Here is a 23,877-nt window from a genome sequence, read left to right as displayed (position 1 = left end):
ACGCCTTACGGTATGAAAGAGTAAGCGCCTTGCTTGCTCTTTTTTCTTCCTCCATAATGCCCTTCACTTAATTCATTCATAAGATTTATCATGCTGGATATCGTTTTATTTGAGCCTGAAATTGCCCCTAATACAGGCAACATCATTCGCTTGTCCGCCAACTGTGGTTCAAACCTCCATTTGATCGAACCATTAGGTTTTGATTTTGAAGAGAAGAAAGTAAGACGTGCTGGTTTGGATTACCACGATCTTGCCCGTGTAAAGCGCCATGAAAACATGGAAGCATTCATCGAATACATGGAAGAGCGCGGTGAAGATTACCGCTTGTTTGCGTGTACCACAAAAACCACAGGGCACCACGTAGACGCGAAATTCAAAGATGGCGATGTACTGATTTTTGGCCCCGAGTCACGTGGGCTCCCAGCAGACTTCATTGATAGCCTTCCAATGGAACAACGCATCCGAATTCCTATGATGCCAGACAGTCGCAGTTTAAACTTGTCTAACGCCGTCGCCATCATTGCATTTGAAGCGTGGCGACAGCTTGGATTTGAAGGCGCATTGTAGCCAGTACGAGCTTTGGCAACTGACATAAAAAAGATGAAGGCAATCAGCTACCTTCATCTTTCTTGTTTGAATATCTAGATGTTCAATCGATCATTGTAGACCGACAACACTAAACTCAATATGCGGCTTTAATTTAAGCGATTTCGATCGTCGTCTTCCTTGTTCTTGTATTCCCCTTCAAAGGTATTTCCTTTAGAAGAGTCATCTCGTTGGAATGGATCTTGTTCAAATGGGTTTTGATGATGGAAGCCTCCTTGAGCATGGAAACCACCGCCACCGTTTCCGAAGTTCTGAACCTTTACTTTGCTCATCAACTGTTTGGCAATGATTGCTCGCGGTGCTGGCAACAACACAAGCATGCCTAGCGCATCCGTCATAAACCCTGGAGTAAGAAGAAGCACACCTGCCACAGCGAGCATGACACCTTCAACAATCTGCTGAGCAGGTAATTCACCTTGCTGAAGGCGATTTTGAACAGACATCAGTGTTTGAAGCCCTTGGCTACGAACCAATGTCGCGCCGACAAACGCCGTCAGCAAAACTAAGCCGATGGTCGTCCATAAACCTAAAAAGCCTCCCACTTGAATAAACAAGGCAATCTCTATGATTGGGACGGCAATAAAAAGCAGTAAAAGTATCGGAAACACAAGTCCTCCTGTTGCAATTACAGCCAGTGTATTGCTTTGCCAATCAAACAACAATTGTCTACATCAAACTTATGTTGTGATCCCCGTTAACTTCTGTAAGAAATGTTGACAACTCAATGACTCAAAAGGTGATCCGGCTACTATTTTTATGCCACCAATTCGATAATATAGTCGCTACATCAGGACCGATTAACAGCCGTTTACTCTGATGAATGGATTCTTAAAAACAGATGTGGCTAATTCAAGAACAATACTTACAATAAAAGCCTAAGGATCCTGTTATGACTAAGACGTTAGATCTTAATCACACCCCATCGTACACTGCAACTCGCATCGAAGAAGATCTCCTCGGTCAACGTCACGTTCCCGCCGATGCTTACTATGGTATTCACACGTTAAGAGCCATCGAGAACTTTAATATTTCCAATGCCACCATCTCTGATGTACCTGAATTTGTGCGCGGTATGGTGATGACCAAAAAAGCCGCCGCATTGGCAAACAAAGAGCTCGGTGTCATTCCGTCTGAAGTCGCCAACCCTATTATTCAAGCCTGTGATGCCATACTAGAAACGGGCAAGTGCATGGATCAATTTCCATCAGACGTCTTTCAAGGCGGTGCTGGCACCTCCGTTAACATGAACACCAACGAGGTGATAGCTAACCTCGCGCTGGAACTGATGGGCAAAGAAAAAGGGCAATACGAATTCATTAACCCGAACGATCATGTCAATAAAAGCCAGTCGACCAACTGCGCGTACCCAACGGGCTTTCGTATCGCCGTATACAACAGTGTCAGCAAACTAGTGGACGCCATTGAATACCTCAAAGGGGCGTTTGAACTGAAAAGCCAAGAGTTCAATGATGTCCTTAAAATGGGTCGAACTCAGCTGCAAGATGCGGTGCCAATGACGGTTGGACAAGAATTCCACGCTTGGGCTGTGACCTTAAATGAGGAAATTCGCAACCTTCAGTACACCTCTAAGTTGCTATTAGAAGTCAACATTGGCGCAACGGCAATTGGTACAGGGTTAAACGCTGCCGAAGGTTATCAAGCGTCTGCGATCAAACATTTGGCACAAGTAACGGGGTTAGACTGTGTTCCAGCGGAAGATCTAATTGAAGCCACCTCAGATTGTGGTGCGTATGTGATGATACACGGTGCGTTGAAACGCCTCGCCGTGAAGCTATCTAAGATCTGTAATGACTTACGCCTGTTGTCTTCAGGACCTCGTGCTGGTCTCAACGAGCTCAATCTGCCTGAACTGCAAGCGGGCTCATCCATTATGCCTGCCAAGGTGAACCCAGTTGTACCTGAAGTGGTTAACCAAGTTTGCTTCAAAGTGCTCGGTAACGACAACACCGTCTCTTTTGCCGCAGAGGGTGGCCAGCTTCAGCTCAACGTGATGGAGCCTGTTATCGCCCAAAGTATGTTTGAATCTTTGGAAATCCTAACCAACGCGTGCGTTAACCTGCGCGATAAGTGCATCGATGGCATTACTGTTAATAAAGAAGTCTGCGAAAGCCATGTGTACAACTCGATAGGCATTGTCACCTACCTCAACCCATATATTGGTCACCATGAAGGCGATATCGTAGGGAAAATCTGTGCTGAAACAGGTAAAAGCGTAAGAGATGTGGTGCTAGAAAGGGGCTTACTTACAGAAGAAGAATTAGACGATATCTTCTCGGTGGAGAACCTTATGCACCCTAAGTACAAAGCCAAACGATTTAACTAAATGAATGGGACCAAAGGTCCCATTTTGTTTTCTGCCTAATGAGTTTTGCTGACAATGTTTGCTGACAATAGCGCCAATTAGCACAAGTTTGTTTTATATCAGTCCTATTATACCTAGCCATCTGCTATAGTCTGCGCCGTTTTCAGCACTCTATAAATTTTTATGCTGATTTTTATCCTTCTTTTTCTAACAAAAGAGGGATTTTCCACTTGGAATTTAAGATAAGGTACGACGTATGATTATGGTCGAGTTGTTAGTAGTCCTGCTCTTTATTTATTTAGGAGCAAGAATCGGAGGTATCGGCATTGGCTTCGCTGGTGGTGCAGGTGTCGTTGCGTTAACCATGGTGCTGGGTGTCCCAGCTGGCAATATTCCTGTCGATGTCATTTTGATCATTGCATCGGTAATTACTGCGATTGCCGCCATGCAAGTGGCAGGTGGTATGGACTGGTTGGTCGATCTGGCTGAACAGTTTCTTCGAAAGAACCCGAAACACATTACATTTTATGCCCCGGTTGTTACCTACCTAATGACACTGTTAGCTGGAACTGGGCACACTGCATTTTCCACATTACCTGTGATCGCTGAGGTAGCAAAAGAACAAGGCGTTCGTCCATCACGCCCACTTTCCATCGCCGTTGTAGCTTCTCAAATCGCCATTACCGCTTCGCCTATTTCAGCGGCAGTGGTGTTTTTCTCTGGTATTCTGGAACCACTCGGAGTGGGTTACCTAACGTTACTGGCGGTGTGTATTCCAACTACGTTCGTAGCGTGCATGGTTGGCGCATTTGTATCTAACTTCCTAGGCAGCGAGCTAAAAGATGATCCTATTTATCAGGATCGTTTGGCGAAAGGGCTGATCAAAATGAAAGGCACGCAAAAGCGTGAAATCTTGCCAACAGCAAAAACCTCCGTCTATATATTCTTTGCAGCCATTGTTGCGGTTGTCGCGTACGCTACTATGATTTCAAACGCTGTCGGTTTAATTGAAAACCCAGCAATTGGTCGAAACCAAGCCATTATGGCATTAATGCTGACCGCTGCCACAGCGATTGTGATGATCACTAAAATCGATGCTTCGAACATTGCCAACGCCGCAACGTTCAAATCCGGCATGAGCGCATGTGTGTGTGTACTTGGTGTTGCTTGGCTTGGTGATACCTTCGTTTCAAGCCATATCGACCAAATCAAAGACCTGTCGGCACACATTCTTGAGCAATACCCATGGATGCTTGCCATTACCTTGTTCTTCGCATCAATGTTGCTTTATTCGCAAGGTGCGACCACCACAGCTTTGATGCCAGCGGCATTAGCAATAGGCGTTGCGCCATTAACCGCTGTGGCATCTTTTGCGGCAGTTAGTGCTTTGTTTGTTCTGCCAACTTACCCAACACTACTGGCCGCAGTTGAAATGGATGACACTGGCTCTACTCGAATTGGGCAGTGGGTATTCAATCACCCATTCTTCATCCCAGGGGTAGTCACCATTACAACCGCTGTTGCGTTAGGCTTTGCCTTTGGTGGCATGATGATTTAATCATCGCAAAAGTTTGGAAAGGAGCGCACTGCGCTCCTTTTTTTCTGCGGCTAAACGCAATGATACCCAAGTGACCTCAATATGCAGGATTCAGAGCTCTATCGTCAGCCTCAGTCCTAGCCTCTCTATTTAAACCCATCCTATCAAAGCTTTTTGACGATGAAAGTAGACAAAAGATAGGCTCCCAAGGGCGAGATTGCTTGGCTTTTATGCTGCGTTATCGATTTTTGATTTAGAACCACTAAATCGCCAAATCAATGCCTTGCCTAAAAACCAAGCAATACTCGCTGAACCTAGCATATTGAGGTTACTTGGGTATATGATGAAACTTATTGCGCCTCTATCAGGTCTGATAAGGTATTCATTTTTTGACAAGTAATGTAATGAAAATTCTGCGATCATTTTTATATTGGCTAGTATTGAGTGTGTGGCTTACTGCACCAGCATCTGCTGACTTGTTTTCGAACAATGCTCAAGGGTTCACGCCTAGCTTCGATACCTCACCGAACCAATTTGTCCCTGTAGACGAAGCCTTCCCGTTTAACTTTTTCCAAGACAATGATCGCATTCGCCTTGAATGGCAGGTCAAAGATGAATACTACCTTTATCAAGAACGTATTTCGGTCTCTGCAAATGGTGCCGAAATTGGTTCAATTGAAATGCGAGATGGTCAACCGTACAAAGACGAGTTTTTTGGCGATGTTCGAATCTATACTTCTCCGCTCACCGTTACCGTGCCGCTACTGTCAGCTACAAATAACGCAGAGCTGGAAGTCCGCTATCAAGGCTGTGCAAAAGCAGGATTTTGCTACCCGCCAGAAATTCGTACGGTACCGATTTCATCATTTACTTCCACAGGGGGGAATGACTCATCAAGTGCAGTGAATGCAACTCCTAGCAACTCAAAATCAAATAACTCGGAATCCAAAAGTTCGGAATCCAAAAGCTCGCCTGCTTCATCCACCATTTCACAATCACAAGAATCAGGGTTTGCGGACAAATTAGCTAACAGTTGGTGGACACCATTACTGTTTTTTGCCTTGGGTGTAGGCTTAGCTTTCACCCCTTGTGTTCTGCCGATGTACCCAATCCTTACCAGTATCGTATTGGGCGGTGGCCAAATCTCGCAGAAACGTGCGCTTGGCTTGTCGTTTGTGTACGTTCAAGGGATGGCGCTCACCTACACTATTCTTGGGCTAGTCGTTGCATCAGCTGGGCTTCAATTCCAAGCTGCCATGCAGCACCACTATGTGTTGATTGGCTTAAGTGTGCTGTTTATTGCCCTTTCCGCTTCCATGTTTGGGGCTTACACCCTTCAATTACCAAGCGGCGTTCAAACTTGGCTTAATAACCTTAGCAATAAACAACAAGGTGGCAGCAATGCTGGCGTGTTTGCTATGGGTGCGATTTCAGGTTTAGTGTGCTCACCTTGTACCACGGCTCCGCTGTCTGGCGCACTTTTGTATGTTGCTCAAAGCGGCGATATGCTCACGGGTGGCGTTGCATTGTATGCCCTAGCGCTCGGTATGGGCATTCCACTCATTGCGGTTGCCGTCTTTGGTAACAAGCTTCTGCCAAGAGCGGGAGGTTGGATGGATCGCGTGAAAGTGATGTTCGGATTCATTTTGCTTGCCGCACCCATTTTCCTACTTGAGCGAATTCTTCCAGAGCTCTGGATTCAAATTATGTGGTCGCTACTCGGGTTAGCCGCGTTTGGCTGGCTTTACCATGCGAAGAACAGTTTGCCCTTTGGTGGTTGGAAGCAAAGCTTAGTCGGCATTATTGCCATGCTCGGAATTGTCGCATCTGCACAGCCTATTCTCTCTCAGTGGTGGAGCCCATCTGCGGTTGCCCAAGCCGAGCCTACGGTGGCGTTCAAACGAGTCAAAAACCTTGCAGCGCTAGAAGCTGAACTGGAAGCCGCCAAGCAGGCAGGGAAACCCGTCATGCTCGATTTCTACGCCGATTGGTGCGTCGCGTGTAAAGAATTTGAAAAATACACCTTCCACGCCCCTGAAGTGGAAGCAAAACTGCAGGGCTATGTATTGCTTCAAGCCGATGTCACGAGAAGCATGCCAGAAGACATTGAATTGCTGCAGAAACTCGAAGTATTGGGCTTGCCCACCATTGAGTTTTGGGACGCAAATGGGGAATATTTGCCGAATGCGCGCCTCACTGGCTTTATGCCAGCCGAACCATTTCTTGCACACTTAAACGTACTGTAACCGCTCCAGCAAAGCAAACATCTCAATGTGAGCCCGATTTTTCGGGCTCACATTTTTTTGTTTCATTTCTGTTAAAAGCTCAAATTTTCAACATAATAATCTCAGTGACGTAACTGAGTTTTTTTATCATGAAACGGATTATCTACACATTGTGTGTAAGTTTGGGGTGGGTATTTTCCACACTGGTAACGCCCCAGAATATGGCCGTTGCCAGTAATATCCAATCAAACGACATTGTAGTGCTCACTTCATTTCCAGAAAGCTTTTACTCTCCTATTCGAGAGGCGTTTCAGGATAAATACCCCAATACTCACCTTCGCTTCATCAATAAAAAAACACCCGCTTTAATGGCGCACTTAGAACAGCGCCGAAACCCAAATGCCGACCTCATTTGGCTCAGCTCATCCGATGCCATGGCTCAGCTTGCCATTGCAGGCTTCATCCAGCAGAGTCATACCTTTGCATGGTCGCAGTTTGGTTTCTTTTGGAATACCGAGAGACTTGAACAGATCAATCTACCCACACCCACCAGCTGGGAAGTGATCACCTCTGAAAGTTTTCAAAATCAAATAGCCATGAGTGCGCCTTCTCGCTCCGGCACCAACCATCTGGTTATCGAGCTCGTATTACAGCAATACGGCTGGGAAGAAGGCTGGAAACTATTGTTAAAACTCGGAGGAAACCTAAGCACCATTACCGCGCGCAGTTTTGGCGTACGAGAAGGAATTTTAAGGCAGCGCTTTACCGTTGCCCCTGTGGTCGACTTTTTCTACCGCAGCGCATTAGCCAATCAAGCTCCGGTTGGGTTTCATCCGTTCCCCAATTCGCCACTTATTCCGGCACAAATCGGCATCACCAAGCAGTCTCCTTCGAATGCTATTCGCCATACCTTTGTTGATTTCATATTGTCTGATGAGGGGCAGGCTTTGCTCAACCAACCCAACATCAATCGAATTCCTTTTAAAGTGGGCGTTGAGATGGCAGAAAAAAGTGGTACGTCAGATTTCAATAGCGAGCTTTCCGCCAGCCGATATCACACCGTCAACGCTTTGTTCGACCAATGGATCACGAACCGGCTAGATGCTTTACATCGGTTTTGGGTCGCATGGCATCACATCCACCAGCACCCCCTCTCATCGCCCCAAAAACAAAAATTAGACGACATATGGGCGTCAATTAGCCAAATTCCTGTCGAAGAAGGCGTTGCTTCCGACCCTACTCTCAACCAAAAACTCAGTAGCGTGCACCGCTATGAAGATTTTTATCAGCGAATAACGGGGCTATGGCAATCGCAAATGAATACTGATCTAGAGTCCGCCATATCCGAGCTAGAGCAGCTTTCTCGTGAGGTTTCCCCATGAAAAAACGCCACAGTATCGCGCTTAGAATCTTTGCACTTTTTATGGCGCTAGGCTGTCTTGCCATCGGCATGGTGGTATCTAACGTCGTCACACTCCAACACCTCGCCTCCTCTTCAGAAACTTGGGGGCAAAAACAGCTTCCGGTTATGGTCGCCGCTGCCAAGTTTGCAGAGTTGGGCGGTCAGATAACGACAGACGCTACTCACTTGGCATTAGCCAAGTCCGCCAGTGCGCTTCAGGAGGCCAATCAAATTTTACAAAATACGCTTCCCAAGCTGAGCAGTTTAGATCCACAAAAGCTGTCTCCCAAACATCATCAAGAAATGCAACGGCTCGCTTCGGAACTCAAGGAAAACATTCGTAAAATCTATGCCAATACCGAGCAGAAACTGCTGATTCAAGAACGCCAGCAACAACTTAGGCAACAGCTCTATTGGACACAAATCGATTTTGTCGATGAAGTCATTCCGCTTACGGAAGAAAGCCAGTTCAACCTCGGACTGTTAATGGACAAGCTCGAAAAGAGTCAGGTGTTGTCTAAATCGGAATTTGCCTCTCTTCAATTTGAGAGCAACAGTCAGAGCCAGCTTTTAAAGCTAGAAGCCGATGTAAACCTGGTGCTGGATCTGCTCCAGCGTGTCTCTCTATTTTCAAGCCAAACCGACATTTTGGCAGCGCAAAGCATGATCGATGAAACCATGGTCACCATTTATCAGCAAATCAGCGCACTCAAGCCACTTCCTAGTACGGTTACCATTCGTCAAATTGCGTCGCAGCTCAACGACCATGTTACTGGGAGTAATACCCCTATTCAGCGAGCACTCAGAGTATTATCTCTCGATGAAGGGAACCAAGAATTGCTTGCTCAAAACAGAGCACTCATTCAAAGCATTCGCCAGTTCATTTCAGAAGCCGTGCGCGAAGCCGAAGCACAGGCAACCAATACCGCAAGCAGTATTACCGAGATAGTGAACACCAGCCGAACTCAACTCAACGTCACCATTGGCACTATTGCCATACTGACGATATTTGTTGCTTTGTACCTTAAAAACCAGCTCCTCAGCCGATTAGCCACCGTACTTCGAAGCATGCGACATTTGGCGCAAGGCGAGTTGCAAACACCGTTAAAAATAGCGGGGCAAGATGAAGTGGCCTCGTTGGCGCACGCCACCAATGTATTTAACCAAACCGCAAGGCAATTGAGGCAACGTACCAGTGCTCTAGAAGAAAAAAACCACCAGCTTTTAGATGAAATAGAGCAGCGCCAGCAAGCAGAAAACAATTTAAAAGAAACCCAAGAAGAATTGGTTCAAGCCGCCAAACTGGCCGTGCTCGGGCAACTAACCTCAGGCATCGTGCATGAATTTAGCCAACCATTAGCCGCCATTCGTTCGAACAGCTATCTCGCCTCTCAGTACTTAAGTAAACAGCAACCAGAGCAAGCGCAAGAAAAATTGGACCGAATAGATCGCATCACCGACAGAGCGACAAAACTCTGTCAACACCTTAAATCCTTTGCTCGCAAAACAGACGACGTAACCCAAAGAACCTACGTATCCAAAGCGGTGGTCAACGCCATAGATTTATTCACAGAAAGCTTGCCAGAGGATTGGGTCACCATCGATATTCCAGCCGATTTATGCGTTCGTGCCAACGAAATACGGCTAGAGCAGGTTTTGGTCAACGCCATCAGCAATAGCTTAGATGCCATTCAGCAGAGACTAGGAGACGATGAATTTCATCCCTCTATTTCCATTTCAGCCCATCAATCGACCGACTGGATCAACCTGTGCATCACCGATAATGGGTGTGGTATGACTCAAGAACAAATCGACCAAATCTTTGAACCTTTCTTCACCACAAAAGAGGTGGGCAGCGGCTTAGGGCTCGGGATGTCGATAACACATAACATAATTCAAGATTTCGGCGGCACGATCTTTGTGCAGTCTGAAATGAACAAGGGAACGGAGGTCATGGTATGTCTCAAACCCATGTAGTACTGGTGGAAGACGATAAAGAACTCAGAGAAAGCCTGAACGAGATCCTAGAACTGAATGACATGATCGTCACGGCATTTGCCTCTGCCGACAAGGCACTTCCTTGCATTCAATATAACGCCAATAGCATTGTCATTTCAGACATCAGAATGCCCAACATGGATGGCATGACGTTCTTACAACACCTACAGCAACTCGACGCGGAGCTGCCCGTGATTCTGATTTCAGGTCATGCGGACATCGAAACCGCGTTGCAATGTATTAAACAAGGTGCCTTTGATTTTGTCGAAAAACCGCTCAGACCAGAGCACCTTATCGGGCTCGCAACCAAAGCCATTCAGCATCGCGCCCTCACGCTCGAGAACCGAAGGCTGAAACAAAGGAATCCTCGTAACATCACATTGGATGAACTGCTCATTGGCGAATCCGATTCCATGCAGAAACTCAAAAGCCGGTTAATGACCCTCGCTAATGCCGACGTCAACATTGTGATCAACGGAGAAACGGGCACAGGCAAAGAGAAAATCGCCCGTACCTTACACAGCCAGTCTGAACGCAGCGATAAGCCATTTGTCGCCATTAATTGCGGCGCTATGCCAGAAAATCTGATTGAATCGGAGCTGTTTGGTCATGAAGCAGGCAGCTTTACCGGAGCCAGTAAAAAACGGATCGGCAAAATAGAGTACGCTTCTGGCGGAACCTTATTTCTCGATGAAATAGAAAGCATGCCGTTGTCCGCTCAAATCCGTTTACTGCGAGTCATTCAAGAAGGTGAGCTAGAACGAGTGGGCAGTAATCAAGTCGTTAAGGTTGATTTGAAAGTTCTTTCCGCTTCAAAAGACGACTTATTCGACCTATCACAACGAGGCGTTTTCAGACAAGATTTGTACTACCGCCTAAACGTCGCCAACCTAGACATCCCACCACTGCGAGACCGTAAGTCCGATATCCCGATGCTATTAGGGTATTTCATTCACGGCGCCGAAAAACGCCTTGGGCAGAAAGCCCCCACCCTAACGCCGATGCATTTCCAGCATCTCATGTCTCACGACTGGCCAGGGAATGTGCGCGAACTGATGAACGAAGCAGATCGGATCGTTTTGGGCATATCGGATCTTATCTTCACCAGTAACCAGCAAGAATGTCACAGTTTGGCGCATCAGATGACACAATTTGAGTTTTCTGTCCTTCACCATACCTTGATTCAATTTGATGGCCATATTGGCGCAACAGCAGAACATTTAGATATCCCACGTAAGAATCTGTACTTAAGAATGAAAAAGTATGGCTTGAAAAAAGAAGATTACGTTTTGCCAGAAGAGTAGGTCATCGGTGACCTACTCATAGATCACATTCGTCGTCATTTGACACACTGCAAGAAGTCGAAAAACCATAAACCACTAAAATTAAAGGAATTAATTTAAATTTAACATTGGCATAACATTTGAACTATTAACGATAGGTTATCGCGCAAATCGCTGGTAACCCGCACATGGATAACCCTACGTTGATAAAAATGGAGTGCACAATGAAACATGGAATCAAACTGCTGACACTAACCAGCGCAATGATGCTCGCAATGGGCAGCGCATCCGCTTGGGCAATGTCGGACAAAGACTTGGTGATCGTCACCTCGTTTTCCAATGACGTGACCGACGTTTATAAAAAAGCGTTTGAAAAAAAATACCCCAACGTAAAAGTCGAAATCTTAAAGAAAAAAACCACATCCGGTATCAAGTATCTGCAAGAAACGGCTTCTCGTAACAACTCCGATATTTTCTGGGCTTCAGCCCCCGATGCTTTTGAAGTGCTAAAAGACAACGACTTACTGGCACAGTACCAATCCTCAGTAACCGGTATTCCCGAGAAAGTAGGATCATTTCCTATTAATGACCCAGACGGTTACTACAAAGGGTTTGCGCTGTCGGGCTACGGCATGATGTGGAACGAACGCTACATGAAAGCCAAAAAGCTGCCTATTCCCAATGAATGGGAAGATTTGGCGGACCCCATTTACCACAAACACGTGGGAATGTCGGCACCTTCACGCTCAGGAACCACTCACCTAACGGTAGAAGCGATCCTTCAAGGTAAGAGCTGGGAAGATGGTTGGGCAACGCTAAAAGCCATTTCAGGTAACTTCCGTGTAGTCACCGAGCGAAGTTTTGGTGTGCCAGATGGCGTAAACAGTGGCTCATTTGGTGTGGGTATTGTGATTGACTTCTTTGGTCTGTCGTCGAAAGCAACAGGTTTTCCGGTCGACTTCCACTATCCGACAGTGACGGCACTTGTTCCCGCTAACGTTGGTAAAGTCAAAAATGCACCGAACCAAGAAGCGGCAGGCGCTTTTATCGATTTCCTACTCTCTGACGAAGGGCAAGAACTCCTTCTCGATGAAGGGATTCAGCGCTTACCCGTCAACCCAAATGTATACAGCAAAACACCTGAAGGTTTCCCAAACCCATTTACAGGTGAAAAACTTGGAACGGTGGATTTCGATCTCAACCTATCCAAATCTCGCTACAACGTCGTCAATAGCTTGTTTGACGTCATGATCACCTACCGTATGGGAGAGTTGCGCAGTGCAACGAAAGCCATTCAAGAGGCTGAATCCAAAGCGAAATCTCAAAACAATGCCAAAGCGCTAGAGCTGGTTGCTCAAGCTAAAGCATTAATCAATCAAATGCCTATCACGGCACAAGAAGCCAGTGACCCTGATTTTGCCGGTATCTTCACCAAAAAGCGTAAGAAGAAAACCGACAAAGTCGGCGCTCGTCAGGCTGAAATTGAGCAAGCTTGGGATAAAAAAGTCGTCGCTAACTACGACAAAGCGAAAGCGCTTGCCGAACAAGCTATGGATATGCTGTAAGCCTTTTCCGTTCTACAACATCTGATTCCCCCACTTGTAGGTCAGCACCACGTAATTGCGTGGTGCTGGGGGGAATTTTTATCTCAAGAACATGGAGTTTCTTATGAGTAGTGTCTCTCTTCCACAGTCAAAAGACGACACAGGACAAAAAGGCCGTGGTTTGCTGAAAAAAATTCGTGAAGATTGGGGATTATATTTATCCGCCATCATCATCGCCTTGTTCATCATCGTTTTTCTTTTTGTGCCCGTGTTAAAGGTCATTTTTGTTGCTTTCCAAGATCAAGAAGGCAGCTTTTCACTGGTTAACTTTCAAGATTTTTTTGGTTCTTCTTTGTTCCAAGAATCTTTCTTTAACTCTTTCTACGTTGCCTTCATGTCGGTGGTGGTGGCGTCTATTATTGCCATGCCTTTGGCGTATTTCACCAGCCGATTCCAGTTTAAAGGTACGGTGCTGATTCAAACCTTAGGTATTGTGCCTCTTATCATGCCGCCCTTTATTGGCGCCGTCGCGATGCAATTGCTGTTTGGTGAAAACGGAACAATGAATTTGCTTTTGGACGAATATTTCGGTTTCACAATCCCGGTTATGGAGGGGTTGAATGGCGTTATCTTTGTTCAAAGCGTTCACTATTTCCCATTCATCCTGATTAACTTATCTGCCGCATTACAAAACATTGATCGCTCAATGGAAGAATCGGCGCAATCACTGGGTTCTTCAGGCTTAAAATTGTTTAGAAGAATCGTGTTCCCACTTGCTATGCCTGGCTATGTTGCGGGGGCGTCGCTGGTGTTTGTGAAAGTGTTTGATGATTTAGGTACACCACTTTTACTCAACGTAAACAACATGCTGGCTCCACAAGCGTATTTGCGCATTTCATCGGTAGGTATTTCTGATCCGATGGGATACGTTATTTCGGTTATTCTCGTGGCGTTTTCTGTGTTTGCACTTTGGGTTTCTTTCCAAGCGTTAAAAGGAAAAGACTACTCCACCACGCAAAAAGGTGGTGGCGGTTTATCCAAGCGTGAGCTTCGTCCTATGGAAATGGTGGGTTGCTATGCGGTGATTGCCCTGATCCTCATGCTGGTTCTGGCTCCGCACTTTGCTTTGTTACTGCTTTCATTTGGTACGATCTGGAGCTTTAGCCCACTTCCAGACGGCTTCACGATAGATCACTACACCACTGCGATCACTCAAGCTTCTGACTTCATCACCAATACTCTGCTTTACGCTGGTTTAGCGGGCATTATCGATGTCATTTTGGGCACCGCGATCGCTTACCTTGTCTGGCGCACGAAAATGGTGGGACGAAAATGGCTAGATTTTGGTGCCATGGCTGCTCTCGCGGTACCGGGTGTTGTTCTCGGCATTGGCTATTTGCGCACCTTCTATGATGTTGAACTACCGATTGTTGGCACATCGATGGCAACGTGGTGGGGAATCATTGTGATTGCGTTGTCTGTGCGGCGCTTACCTTATGCGCTTCGCTCCTGCGTGGCCGCGTTACAGCAGGTTAGCCCTTCACTTGAAGAAGCATCTGAAAACCTAGGAGCAACCCGATCTCGAACCATCCGGCGCATTGTCGTGCCACTAATGGCCGCAGGTATTTTAGCAGGGTTTGTCACCGCATTTGCCACTGCCGCAGTTGAGCTTTCCGCCACCATTATGCTCGTTGCACAAGAATCGGATGCCCCATTGGCTTACGGCTTGTACATCTTCATGCAAAGCGCTGCTGGGCGTGGCCCCGGTGCCGCGCTGGGTGTGATTGCCGTAGTGATAGTTGGGTTAGCGACGTACTTGTCGCACACCATTGTTGAACGTACTCGCCAAGCTCACGGCGAAAAGAGTCATTAAGAAAAAAGGAATTTCCCATGAGTTTAGAAAACAGCCAACAAGTCGGCATTACCATTAAGGACCTCACGTTAGCATTTGGGGAAACCGAGGTGCTAAAAGGGGTGAATTTAGACATCCAGCCCGGAGAGTTTTTCGCCTTTCTTGGTCCTTCCGGTTCAGGTAAATCTACCCTGCTCCGCGCGATCGCAGGGTTTGGTCCCGTCCCTAATGGACAAATATTGTTGGGTGATGAAAACGTCATCGAACAGCCACCGTGGAAGCGCAACGTAGGCATGGTGTTCCAAAGCTACGCGTTATGGCCGCATATGACGGTGCGCCAGAATGTGGCGTATGGCTTAGAAGAACGCAAAGTGCCGAAACCGGAAATCAAAAAGCGGGTGGATGAAGCGCTCAGCCTCGTCGGGCTTTTTCATTTAGCCGAGCGCCGACCTTCGCAACTTTCTGGTGGTCAGCAACAAAGGGTCGCCATTGCACGAACGGTAGTCGTTGAACCACGCGTGTTGCTTCTGGATGAACCCTTATCGAATCTGGATGCGAATTTGCGTGAACAAATGCGACGTGATCTTCTTGATCTACAACGTCAATTAGGGTTAACCACGATCTTTGTTACTCACGATCAGGAAGAAGCCAACACCATTTCAGATCGCATTGCGGTTTTGGATCAAGGCGTGATTCAACAGATCGGAGAACCCATTGAACTCTACGATAACCCTGCCAATAAGTTTGTTGCCGATTTCTTAGGTACTGCGAACGTATTGAATGGGCAAATCACTGAATCTGGTGGAAGCAGTGTGTTCCAATCAGAATCAGGAATTCACTTCCCTTATCAAACCAAAGAGCGAGGCGATATTTCGTTGGTATTCAGACCTCAAAGCTTAGAAATTTGCCATTCTTCATCCAATTCAAATGCTATAAAACTGGAAGGAAGAGTGACACATAGAGAGTTTTTGGGTCACTTAGTGCGTTACGGCATTGATATTGGTGGTCAAATGTTAATGGTGGATGATCCTCACTTAAGAGGTTCAACCCATATAAGAAATGGATCGCCGATTTTACTGCAACTTAACCCTGATGAAATCGTTGCGTTAAGCTAAGTTACTGACACTAATATCAATTATTGAAGGACCGGTCTATCTTAGTCTGGTTCTTTCACATTTTCAGAAGAAAAATCAGAGAATAAGCGCATATTAGTTGTTGTATTCTGGAGACGGTGATAATAATTAAATTAACTGTCTGTTAAAGAGTGCTTAACGTCATGGACTCGACCTACACCATCCTCATCGCCGATGATCACCCACTGTTCCGTAATGCTTTATTTCAGTCGGTACATATGGCGATCAGTGGAGCCAATCTGCTTGAAGCCGATTCTTTAGAAGCTTTGCTTTCCCTTTTAGAGAAAGAGCAAGAACCCGATCTTCTGTTGTTAGACTTGAAGATGCCCGGCGCCAATGGAATGTCTGGTTTGATCCAACTACGCGCCGAATACCCAGATCTCCCAATTGTCGTTATTTCTGCAAGTGAAGAATCCAGCGTCGTCACTCAAGTTAAAAGCCATGGTGCGTTTGGCTTTATTCCAAAATCAAGCGACATGAGAGAACTGGTGGCGGCACTCAATCAGGTACTCAATGGAGAACCTTTCTTCCCTGAAGGGATGATCACCAATAATGCTGCATGCAATGAGCTAAGTGAAAAGATCGCCGCGTTAACCCCTCAACAATACCGTGTACTTGGTATGTTGTCTGACGGATTATTGAACAAGCAGATTGCTTACGAACTCAACGTTTCAGAAGCGACCATCAAAGCACACATGACCGCCATTTTTCGCAAGCTCGGTGTCAAAAACCGAACTCAAGCCGTCATTCTTCTTCAACAAATGGAGCCAGAGTCTTAGACCTTCGGCTAAGTTAACAACGTGTTAACATCTCACTTTTTGGAACACTTCTCTTTAAGCCCCCGTTTTTAGGGGGCTTTTTCATTTTATCGCCCAGACTAAAGTAGAAAAGAGTTCTTGATTTCATCTTGCTATTGTAAATCCTGATACAAATCGTTAACAACGAGCTGTTCATGTAATGAAGAGCATTCAATATCGTAAGGAGACGGCAATGGCGTTCGAGAACAAAGAACGGGCAAAGGCCTACTGGGACAAAAACGTAAGACTCATGATTTCCTTAATGGCAATCTGGTTTGTAGTGTCATTCGGTTGTGGCATTTTGTTTGTTGATGCACTAAATCAAATCCAACTTGGCGGATATAAGCTCGGTTTCTGGTTTGCGCAGCAAGGCTCAATTTACTGCTTCCTGGCAATCATTTTCTACTACGCGTGGAAGATGCGTCAGTTAGACCGCGAATTTGACGTGGACGAGTAAGGAGTCGTTAAGATGGATCTTAAAACAATTACATATTTAGTCGTCGGTGCCACCTTTGTACTTTACATCGGTATCGCCATTTGGGCCCGCGCTGGCTCGACTAAAGAATTCTATGTTGCGGGCGGTGGTGTAAACCCTATCGCAAACGGCATGGCAACAGCAGCAGACTGGATGTCGGCAGCATCGTTTATTTCGATGGCTGGCTTGATTGCCTTTATGGGTTACGGTGGTTCTGTATTCCTTATGGGTTGGACCGGCGGTTACGTATTACTTGCTCTGCTTCTTGCTCCTTACCTTCGTAAGTTTGGTAAGTTCACGGTGCCAGAATTCGTTGGTGAGCGCTTTTATTCCAACACTGCCCGCGTTGTAGCGGTAGCGTGTTTGATCATCGCATCGGTGACATACGTTATCGGCCAGATGAAAGGGGTGGGCGTTGCGTTTGGTCGTTTCCTTGAAGTGGACTACTCGACAGGTCTAATGATTGGTATGTGTATCGTATTCATTTACGCTGTAATGGGCGGAATGAAAGGCATTACTTACACACAGATCGCTCAGTATTGCGTACTCATTTTAGCTTACACTATTCCCGCAATCTTCATTTCACTTCAGCTTACAGGTAACCCTCTACCTCAAATTGGTTTAGGTGGGACCATGGTCGGAACCGATGTCTACTTGCTCGATCGGCTTGATCAAGTCGTCACAGAGCTCGGATTCACCGAATACACCACCGCCGTCCGGGGCGATACGCTGAACATGTTCGTTTACACTATGTCTCTGATGATTGGTACGGCGGGTTTGCCTCACGTAATCATCCGTTTCTTCACTGTACCAAAAGTACGTGATGCGCGAACGTCAGCAGGTTGGGCACTGTTCTTTATTGCGATCCTTTACACCACGGCTCCAGCTGTAGCAGCAATGGCTCGCCTGAACTTAATGGATACAGTAAACCCAGCTCAGAATGAATACTTGAAATACGACGAGCGTCCAGCTTGGTTCAAAAACTGGGAGAAAACAGGTCTTCTAGGATTTGACGATAAGAATGGCGACGGTGAAATTCAGTACACCTCTGACAAAGCAACAAACGAGTTAAAAGTGGACCGTGACATCATGGTTCTGGCAAACCCTGAAATTGCGAAGCTGCCTAACTGGGTCATCGCATTAGTAGCAGCGGGTGGCTTGGCGGCCGCACTCTCTACTGCTGCCGGCTTATTGCTCGCAATATCGTCGTCCATATCCCACGACTTAATAAAAGGGGTGATAAATCCGAACATATCCGAGAAGAAGGAGCTCCTCGCCAGTCGGATATCGATGGCGGTGGCAATTGCGGTGGCAGGCTATTTAGGCTTGAACCCACCCGGATTTGCCGCCGGTACAGTAGCCCTCGCCTTTGGCTTGGCCGCTTCGTCGATATTCCCCGCCTTGATGATGGGTATCTTCAGCAAGAACATCAACAAGGAAGGTGCAATCGCCGGTATGATCGCAGGTATCACGATTACTTTGTTCTACGTATTCCAACACAAAGGCATTTTGTTCATCGCCGATTGGAAATACCTAGAAAGCTGGGGCAACAACTGGTTCCTAGGCATTGAACCAAATGCATTTGGTGCTATCGGTGCAGCCTTCAACTTCGCAGTCGCATTTGCTGTTTCTAAAGTAACCGCAGATACACCACAAGAAGTGAAAGACTTGGTTGAGCACGTACGTGTTCCAGCCGGCGCAGGCGACGCTCAATCACACTAATTAAAACACACGCCACAAAAGCCCCGACAGGGGCTTTTTTTATCTCCTCATCTGAGGCATTTTAGATAAAAGTCAGCAGGAAGAAGCCCAAACATGTTTAAAAACAAACACTTTATTATTGCCATGCTCATCGCCCCTATTCTTGCCATTATTGCGTATTTCGGTACGGATGCAGCAATAAGCGAGACTCCGCATGCAGCCAAAGAAGGGGAATCTTATAAACTGGCAAGCAAATCCAATTGCCGCTACACCAGCGGATTATGCAATATGGAAAATGGAGATTTTAAAGTTCAGTTTCGCTCGGAAGGGATTAAAGATGGTCAATTAACGTTAACTTTAAAAGCGGATTTACCTTTAGAGGGCGCAAAGATCGCAATAGCAGACTCCCCTGACGATAAACGTATTCCATCAAAAATGCGTAAAATCGATGCGAAAAACTGGCACTTAACCGTTAATGCTCCTCAGAATGAAGAAAGCAAGTTGCTGATGGTGTTTCAATCTGGCGACACATTATATTACGGTGAAGCAAACACCCAATTCGTGGTTTACGAGACGCTGTTTACTGAAGACAAATAGCTTATTGAAGAGAAAAATTCACTCAAGAAACGACTTAATCTGAATTTTGCACGGTAGATCGATTAGCGAAATTCAGCCCTAAACAACATTAAAACTCCCCCAAAAACCGTCAATCTGACGGTTTTTCTATTTCAGCTCAATCAGGATAATCTCCTAGATATTATAAAATAGCCAACCATTAATAAATATTAACAATTTGTCCATTGATAACTATATGAATTAGAAATAATAATGCGCGCGAAAAAATAGATATATCAATCAGGAAATTATAAAAGTGAATAAAACAATTCTACTTAGCGCGCTATCTCTAGCTATCGCCCTTCCAGCACAAGCTCAAGAAGACAAAGCGCCAACGTCAGTAAAAACAGAAGGCTTTTACATTGGTTTGGATTTGGGGTTTTCCGGTAAATCGTCTGCTAAAGGCGACTCAGTCAGTAGTGATGACCTTCTAAACTCTGACCTAGATATTGCATCAGGTTTCAATCTTGGTTACGAATTCAATGCTAACGACAAAATTAATGTTGCTGCAGAACTAGAATATTACAATTGGGGTAACTACAAAACAGTTTCTAACTACGCAGCAGAAGCTTACTTCACAAGTACTGCGCTTAACTTCAAGCCAAAGTATTATGTTAGTGACAATATTTACATGGGCGCTACGCTTGGATACGGTTCATACACTCTAAACTTGGATCTAAACAGTAAGATTGCAGTTAAGTCTTCAAGCGAAAATGGGTTTGTTTATGGTATTGAAGGTGGCTACCAGCACCACAATGGTGTAACTGCTCGAGTAGGCTACAAGAGTACTAGCGCAGAATTTAACAATATAACGATAGACTTAAATTCCCTCTACGCAGGTATCGGCTACAAGTTCTAATTGTTAAAAGAGCGCCAAACGGCGCTCTTTTCAACTGACCCGATTCAACACCGCTCTTAACTTCAATGGCTTCACTGGTTTGGCGATAAAACTGAATCCATTGGATTGAATGGCGTCCAACATATCGTCGGTTCGATCGGCACTGATGATTACCCCTTCAAAGCTGTCACCCAATCTGAGTCGGCATTGCTGCAAAACTTCTAATCCCGTTCTGCCATGATCTAAGCGATAGTCGGAGAAAATCACTTCCGGTGCCCAATCGTTTTCGAGTGCTTTTAAGCTTTGCACCAGATCTTCTGCCACTTTCACGTCGCAGCCCCAACGCTCCAGTAGCTCTTGCATTCCGACTAAGATGTCCGCTTCGTTATCAACACAAAGAACCTTCATTCCAGCCACATCACTGGTATTGGCTGGCGCTGATATCACTGCTTGAGGTTCAATTTGAGCACTTCGGTTTAATGCCACTGAAAAAACGGTGCCTTGCCCATGCCAAGACCTTAGCGAGATCTCATGCCCAAGTACACGGGCGATGCCTTTTGCTATCGCAAGCCCTAGCCCCAAGCCTTGATCGCTGTGCCCCACCTCTACGCGCGTAAACTCTTCAAAAATAGCGGCTTGTTTATCTTCTGGAATACCTACGCCATTGTCCCAAACCTCTATTCGAACTTGCTTTCCCACTCGGCGAGCCCCCAGTAGTACCTTGCCTTTTGGGTTATAGCGGAAGGCGTTAGTGAGGAAGTTTTGCAGCACTCGGCGTAATAGCTTCGGGTCGGACTGCGCCAGCAAATTAGAAGGCACCATTTTAAAATCGATGCCTTGCTGTTTGGCTAACGCGCTGAACTCGGCATCCAAATTATCGAGCACGTCGTTTAAGGAAAATGCATGAACATTGGTTTCTAATTTCCCCGACTCCAATCGAGAAATATCCAACAAATCACCAATCAGCTCTTCCGCTGCGCCAAGTGCACTCTCGATGTGGTGAGAGAACTTTTTCGTATCGTCATCTTTGGCGGTTTCAGAAAGAGACGAAGCGAAGAGCCGCGCCGCATTCAACGGCTGCATCAAATCATGGCTGACCGCGGCTAAGAATCGGCTCTTGGAATGCGATTCAGACTCCGCGCTTTGAGTGGCGGAGACCAAGCGCTTATTCAACCGTTCTAGCTCAATGGTTCGCTCATGCACACGTGATTCCAGATTTTCGTTCGCTTCTTTCAACGCCTTTTCTGCTTCATGGAATACGGTGATATCCGTAAAACTCATCACAAAGCCACCGCCCGGCATTGGGTTACCTTGCACCTCTATAAAACGACCATCAGGCCGAATTCGAGAAGAAGTGTGCTTGGTTCCGCGTACGAGGTGCTCAACGCGTCGTTTTACGTGATCTTCAGGGTCGCCGGGGCCACATAGCCCTTGCTGAGCATTGTGACGAATCACATCGGCAATGGGGCGACCGACCTGAATAAGCCCCGTAGGAAAGTCGAATAGCTCTAAATACCGCTGATTCCACGCCACCAGCCTAAGCTGCTTATCCACCACGGTAATGCCTTGGCTAATATGTTCAATCGCACCTTGTAGTAACCCTCGGCTAAAGTCATACAGCTCAGAAGCTTCATCAACGATGGTCGCGACTTCTTCTAACTGCATATTTCTGCCTTGAAGCGCAGAAGTAAGGACTAACTTAGCGGAAGAAGCACCAAATACTCCAGCCAGAACCCGCTCAGTGTGGCGAATGAGGGCTGACGAAGCTTGCTGATTAGGTAACATGTCGCCACCTTGCTGATTCCAGAAATTTCGAAAGGCAGCACGGGCACGGCTTCGTCCAACGAATCGAGACGCCAGCATCTCTAATTCTGCCACGGTCACTCGGCTTTGATACAAGCTGACATTTTCACTTTCTGGTAACGGTGTTCCAACAAACGCTGCCGACTGTAAACGCTCACTTAGGCTAGAGCGGGTAAATAGAGATACTGCAATATAGAAGAAAGTGTTCAGCAACACACTCAGAAACATACCCCAGTCCGACATAGACAGCGATAGGTTCGACAGCACATCTGGTGGGGTAACGATCCACAGTAGAAAGTTACTGTCGGCACTGCCAGCCAGCATCTCCGTTTGACTCATTAGGGTGATAAGCCACACGGTAAAACCAGCAAATAACCCGACATATACCCCTTTCCGATTGCCTTCTCGCCAATACATGCCGCCTATCAATGACGGCGCAAATTGTGCGATAGCGGCAAACGAAAGCAACCCAATAACCGACAACGAACTGATGCTGCCAAGCACTTGGTAAAATGCCCATGCTCCTGCCAGCAGTAAGAGAATTAGCCCTCGGCGGATATTCAATAACATACCGGAGAAATGGGTATGAGTTCGCTCGGCAAGCTTCATTCTTCTTAGAATGAGCGGCAAAACCAAATCATTTGAGACCATGATGGCTAACGCGATCGTCGACACGATAACCATGCCCGATGCCGCAGAGGTGCCACCCAAGAAAGCCAGCAACGCTATGTTTTCTGCCCCCATAGAGAGAGGCAAGCTGATAACGTAAGAGTCAGGTGAAACGCCTGTCAATAAGCCCTGTCCTGCCCATGCAATTGGCAATACAAACAGCCCCATCAATACTAAGTAAACCGGAAACAGCCATCGCGCGGTGTAAAGATCTTTCGCTTTTTCGTTTTCTACTACCATGGTATGAAACTGTCGCGGCAAACAAATAATGGCAGCCATGGTTAATATGGTGTGAATCACGAGCGTTGGAACATTCGGTGATTCGTAGGTTTCGCTGGCAATCGCCATTAAGTCGAGCTCGGGCGTATGCAAAGCAACATAAGCAATAAAGCAGCCCACAGTTAGAAAAGCCACCAGCTTAACGATGGACTCAAATGCGACGGCCATCATCATGCCACGGTGGTGCTCGGTATTGTCTATGTGCCTTGTTCCAAAGAGCATGGTGAACATGGCCAACGCTAACACCACAAACCAAGAAATATTGGCGTCTTGATAGCCCAAGTCTTCGGTTAAATTGGGCGCAACCAGCTCAAGCCCCATGGTAATTCCACGGAGCTGAAGGGCGATATATGGCAGAATCCCCACCACAGCAATAATGGTGATCGTGACTGCCAAACCTTGCGATTTTCCGTATCGAGCAGCGATAAAATCGGCAATAGACGTAATGTGTTCGCGTTTAGCGATAAGAATCAACCGTGCGAGCAAGCGCCAGCCAACAGTGAAGACGAGAATCGGAGCGACATAGATGGGAATGAAAGACCAGGGGTTACTGCTTGCTTGCCCTACCGTTCCGTAGAAAGTCCATGAGGTACAGTACACCGCAATCGACAAACTGTAGATCCAAGGACGCCAGCGTGACAGCCATTTCACACGGCGATCGCCATACCAAGCAATAAAGAACAACAGACCGAGATAGGTCAATGAAACGGGGATGACAATCCAACCTTGCATCAATAACTTTCCTTGTAACGCAAAAAACCAGAGCTATATTCAATCTGCCTCAATATGGTGAATTC

At 46.4% G+C, this 23,877-nt stretch carries 17 protein-coding genes; 15 read left to right on the top strand and 2 right to left on the bottom strand.

Features of this window, described 5'->3' with window-relative positions:
- Positions 1–90: 90 nt before the first annotated feature.
- On the top strand, positions 91–567 hold the full coding sequence (locus VPNCDNU1_RS10740; protein WP_104400332.1) for a tRNA (cytidine(34)-2'-O)-methyltransferase: 477 nt from the start codon (positions 91–93) through the stop codon (positions 565–567).
- Positions 568–695: 128 nt separating this feature from the next.
- On the opposite strand, the gene VPNCDNU1_RS10735 is transcribed toward VPNCDNU1_RS10740, so the two are convergent.
- Positions 696–1,214, bottom strand: a complete 519-nt coding sequence (locus VPNCDNU1_RS10735; RefSeq protein WP_104400331.1) for an FxsA family protein — start codon at positions 1,212–1,214, stop codon at positions 696–698.
- A 281-nt stretch (positions 1,215–1,495) separates the two neighbouring features.
- Between VPNCDNU1_RS10735 and aspA the strand changes: the two genes are divergently transcribed.
- From aspA to VPNCDNU1_RS10660, 14 genes are all read left to right on the top strand, one after another.
- Positions 1,496–2,950 carry an aspartate ammonia-lyase gene (gene aspA / locus VPNCDNU1_RS10730; RefSeq protein ID WP_104400330.1) on the top strand — a complete coding sequence of 485 codons (1,455 nt, stop codon included), beginning with the start codon at positions 1,496–1,498 and terminating at the stop codon, positions 2,948–2,950.
- A gap of 235 nt (positions 2,951–3,185) precedes the next feature.
- Complete coding sequence (locus VPNCDNU1_RS10725) at positions 3,186–4,487, top strand: anaerobic C4-dicarboxylate transporter (protein WP_104400329.1); 1,302 nt, start codon at positions 3,186–3,188, stop codon at positions 4,485–4,487.
- Positions 4,488–4,879: 392 nt separating this feature from the next.
- Entirely contained in the window at positions 4,880–6,712 is a 1,833-nt protein-coding gene (locus VPNCDNU1_RS10715; RefSeq protein ID WP_371410788.1) for a protein-disulfide reductase DsbD, read from the top strand.
- Between the two features lie 128 nt (positions 6,713–6,840).
- Positions 6,841–8,073, top strand: a complete 1,233-nt coding sequence (locus VPNCDNU1_RS10710) for an ABC transporter substrate-binding protein (RefSeq protein ID WP_104400327.1) — start codon at positions 6,841–6,843, stop codon at positions 8,071–8,073.
- Positions 8,070–10,070, top strand: a complete 2,001-nt coding sequence (locus tag VPNCDNU1_RS10705; RefSeq protein ID WP_104400326.1) for an ATP-binding protein — start codon at positions 8,070–8,072, stop codon at positions 10,068–10,070. Before VPNCDNU1_RS10710 ends, VPNCDNU1_RS10705 begins: the two co-directional genes overlap by 4 nt.
- Positions 10,052–11,395 (top strand): sigma-54-dependent transcriptional regulator, encoded by a 1,344-nt coding sequence (locus tag VPNCDNU1_RS10700; RefSeq protein WP_104400325.1) that lies wholly within the window; start codon positions 10,052–10,054, stop codon positions 11,393–11,395. Before VPNCDNU1_RS10705 ends, VPNCDNU1_RS10700 begins: the two co-directional genes overlap by 19 nt.
- A 203-nt stretch (positions 11,396–11,598) precedes the next feature.
- Complete coding sequence (locus VPNCDNU1_RS10695; protein WP_104400324.1) at positions 11,599–12,939, top strand: ABC transporter substrate-binding protein; 1,341 nt, start codon at positions 11,599–11,601, stop codon at positions 12,937–12,939.
- A gap of 103 nt (positions 12,940–13,042) precedes the next feature.
- Positions 13,043–14,791 carry an ABC transporter permease gene (locus tag VPNCDNU1_RS10690; protein ID WP_104400323.1) on the top strand — a complete coding sequence of 583 codons (1,749 nt, stop codon included), beginning with the start codon at positions 13,043–13,045 and terminating at the stop codon, positions 14,789–14,791.
- A 17-nt stretch (positions 14,792–14,808) separates the two neighbouring features.
- Positions 14,809–15,885: an ABC transporter ATP-binding protein gene (locus tag VPNCDNU1_RS10685; RefSeq protein WP_104400322.1), complete on the top strand. Its 1,077-nt coding sequence runs from the start codon at positions 14,809–14,811 to the stop codon at positions 15,883–15,885.
- 161 nt (positions 15,886–16,046) lie between these two features.
- Positions 16,047–16,682 (top strand): response regulator, encoded by a 636-nt coding sequence (locus VPNCDNU1_RS10680; RefSeq protein ID WP_104400321.1) that lies wholly within the window; start codon positions 16,047–16,049, stop codon positions 16,680–16,682.
- A 211-nt stretch (positions 16,683–16,893) separates the two neighbouring features.
- Positions 16,894–17,157, top strand: coding sequence for a DUF4212 domain-containing protein (locus VPNCDNU1_RS10675; protein ID WP_104400320.1), 264 nt, complete (start codon positions 16,894–16,896; stop codon positions 17,155–17,157).
- A 12-nt stretch (positions 17,158–17,169) separates the two neighbouring features.
- Positions 17,170–18,897 carry a sodium:solute symporter family protein gene (locus tag VPNCDNU1_RS10670; RefSeq protein ID WP_104400319.1) on the top strand — a complete coding sequence of 576 codons (1,728 nt, stop codon included), beginning with the start codon at positions 17,170–17,172 and terminating at the stop codon, positions 18,895–18,897.
- Between the two features lie 93 nt (positions 18,898–18,990).
- On the top strand, positions 18,991–19,473 hold the full coding sequence (locus VPNCDNU1_RS10665; RefSeq protein WP_104400318.1) for a hypothetical protein: 483 nt from the start codon (positions 18,991–18,993) through the stop codon (positions 19,471–19,473).
- Between the two features lie 274 nt (positions 19,474–19,747).
- Positions 19,748–20,350: a porin family protein gene (locus VPNCDNU1_RS10660; RefSeq protein WP_167404770.1), complete on the top strand. Its 603-nt coding sequence runs from the start codon at positions 19,748–19,750 to the stop codon at positions 20,348–20,350.
- 30 nt (positions 20,351–20,380) lie between these two features.
- On the opposite strand, the gene VPNCDNU1_RS10655 is transcribed toward VPNCDNU1_RS10660, so the two are convergent.
- Positions 20,381–23,812, bottom strand: a complete 3,432-nt coding sequence (locus VPNCDNU1_RS10655) for a hybrid sensor histidine kinase/response regulator (RefSeq protein ID WP_104400316.1) — start codon at positions 23,810–23,812, stop codon at positions 20,381–20,383.
- Between the last annotated feature and the right edge of the window lie 65 nt (positions 23,813–23,877).

It is taken from the genome of Vibrio penaeicida, assembly GCF_002933855.1.
GTDB lineage: Bacteria > Pseudomonadota > Gammaproteobacteria > Enterobacterales > Vibrionaceae > Vibrio > Vibrio penaeicida_A.
Note: the sequence above shows the minus strand (reverse complement) of the source record. Positions and strands in the feature narration are given on the sequence as shown.

What these genes read in the sequence shown, in the direction of transcription:
- VPNCDNU1_RS10690 (WP_104400323.1), top strand. Translation starts at nt 13,043, where the DNA reads ATGAGTAGTGTCTCTCTTCCACAGTCAAAAGACGACACAGGACAAAAA.
- VPNCDNU1_RS10710 (WP_104400327.1), top strand. Translation starts at nt 6,841, where the DNA reads ATGAAACGGATTATCTACACATTGTGTGTAAGTTTGGGGTGGGTATTT.
- VPNCDNU1_RS10670 (WP_104400319.1), top strand. Translation starts at nt 17,170, where the DNA reads ATGGATCTTAAAACAATTACATATTTAGTCGTCGGTGCCACCTTTGTA.
- VPNCDNU1_RS10725 (WP_104400329.1), top strand. Translation starts at nt 3,186, where the DNA reads ATGATTATGGTCGAGTTGTTAGTAGTCCTGCTCTTTATTTATTTAGGA.
- aspA (WP_104400330.1), top strand. Translation starts at nt 1,496, where the DNA reads ATGACTAAGACGTTAGATCTTAATCACACCCCATCGTACACTGCAACT.
- VPNCDNU1_RS10665 (WP_104400318.1), top strand. Translation starts at nt 18,991, where the DNA reads ATGTTTAAAAACAAACACTTTATTATTGCCATGCTCATCGCCCCTATT.
- VPNCDNU1_RS10680 (WP_104400321.1), top strand. Translation starts at nt 16,047, where the DNA reads ATGGACTCGACCTACACCATCCTCATCGCCGATGATCACCCACTGTTC.
- VPNCDNU1_RS10675 (WP_104400320.1), top strand. Translation starts at nt 16,894, where the DNA reads ATGGCGTTCGAGAACAAAGAACGGGCAAAGGCCTACTGGGACAAAAAC.
- VPNCDNU1_RS10740 (WP_104400332.1), top strand. Translation starts at nt 91, where the DNA reads ATGCTGGATATCGTTTTATTTGAGCCTGAAATTGCCCCTAATACAGGC.
- VPNCDNU1_RS10655 (WP_104400316.1), bottom strand. Translation starts at nt 23,812, where the DNA reads ATGCAAGGTTGGATTGTCATCCCCGTTTCATTGACCTATCTCGGTCTG.
- VPNCDNU1_RS10685 (WP_104400322.1), top strand. Translation starts at nt 14,809, where the DNA reads ATGAGTTTAGAAAACAGCCAACAAGTCGGCATTACCATTAAGGACCTC.
- VPNCDNU1_RS10705 (WP_104400326.1), top strand. Translation starts at nt 8,070, where the DNA reads ATGAAAAAACGCCACAGTATCGCGCTTAGAATCTTTGCACTTTTTATG.
- VPNCDNU1_RS10695 (WP_104400324.1), top strand. Translation starts at nt 11,599, where the DNA reads ATGAAACATGGAATCAAACTGCTGACACTAACCAGCGCAATGATGCTC.
- VPNCDNU1_RS10700 (WP_104400325.1), top strand. Translation starts at nt 10,052, where the DNA reads ATGTCTCAAACCCATGTAGTACTGGTGGAAGACGATAAAGAACTCAGA.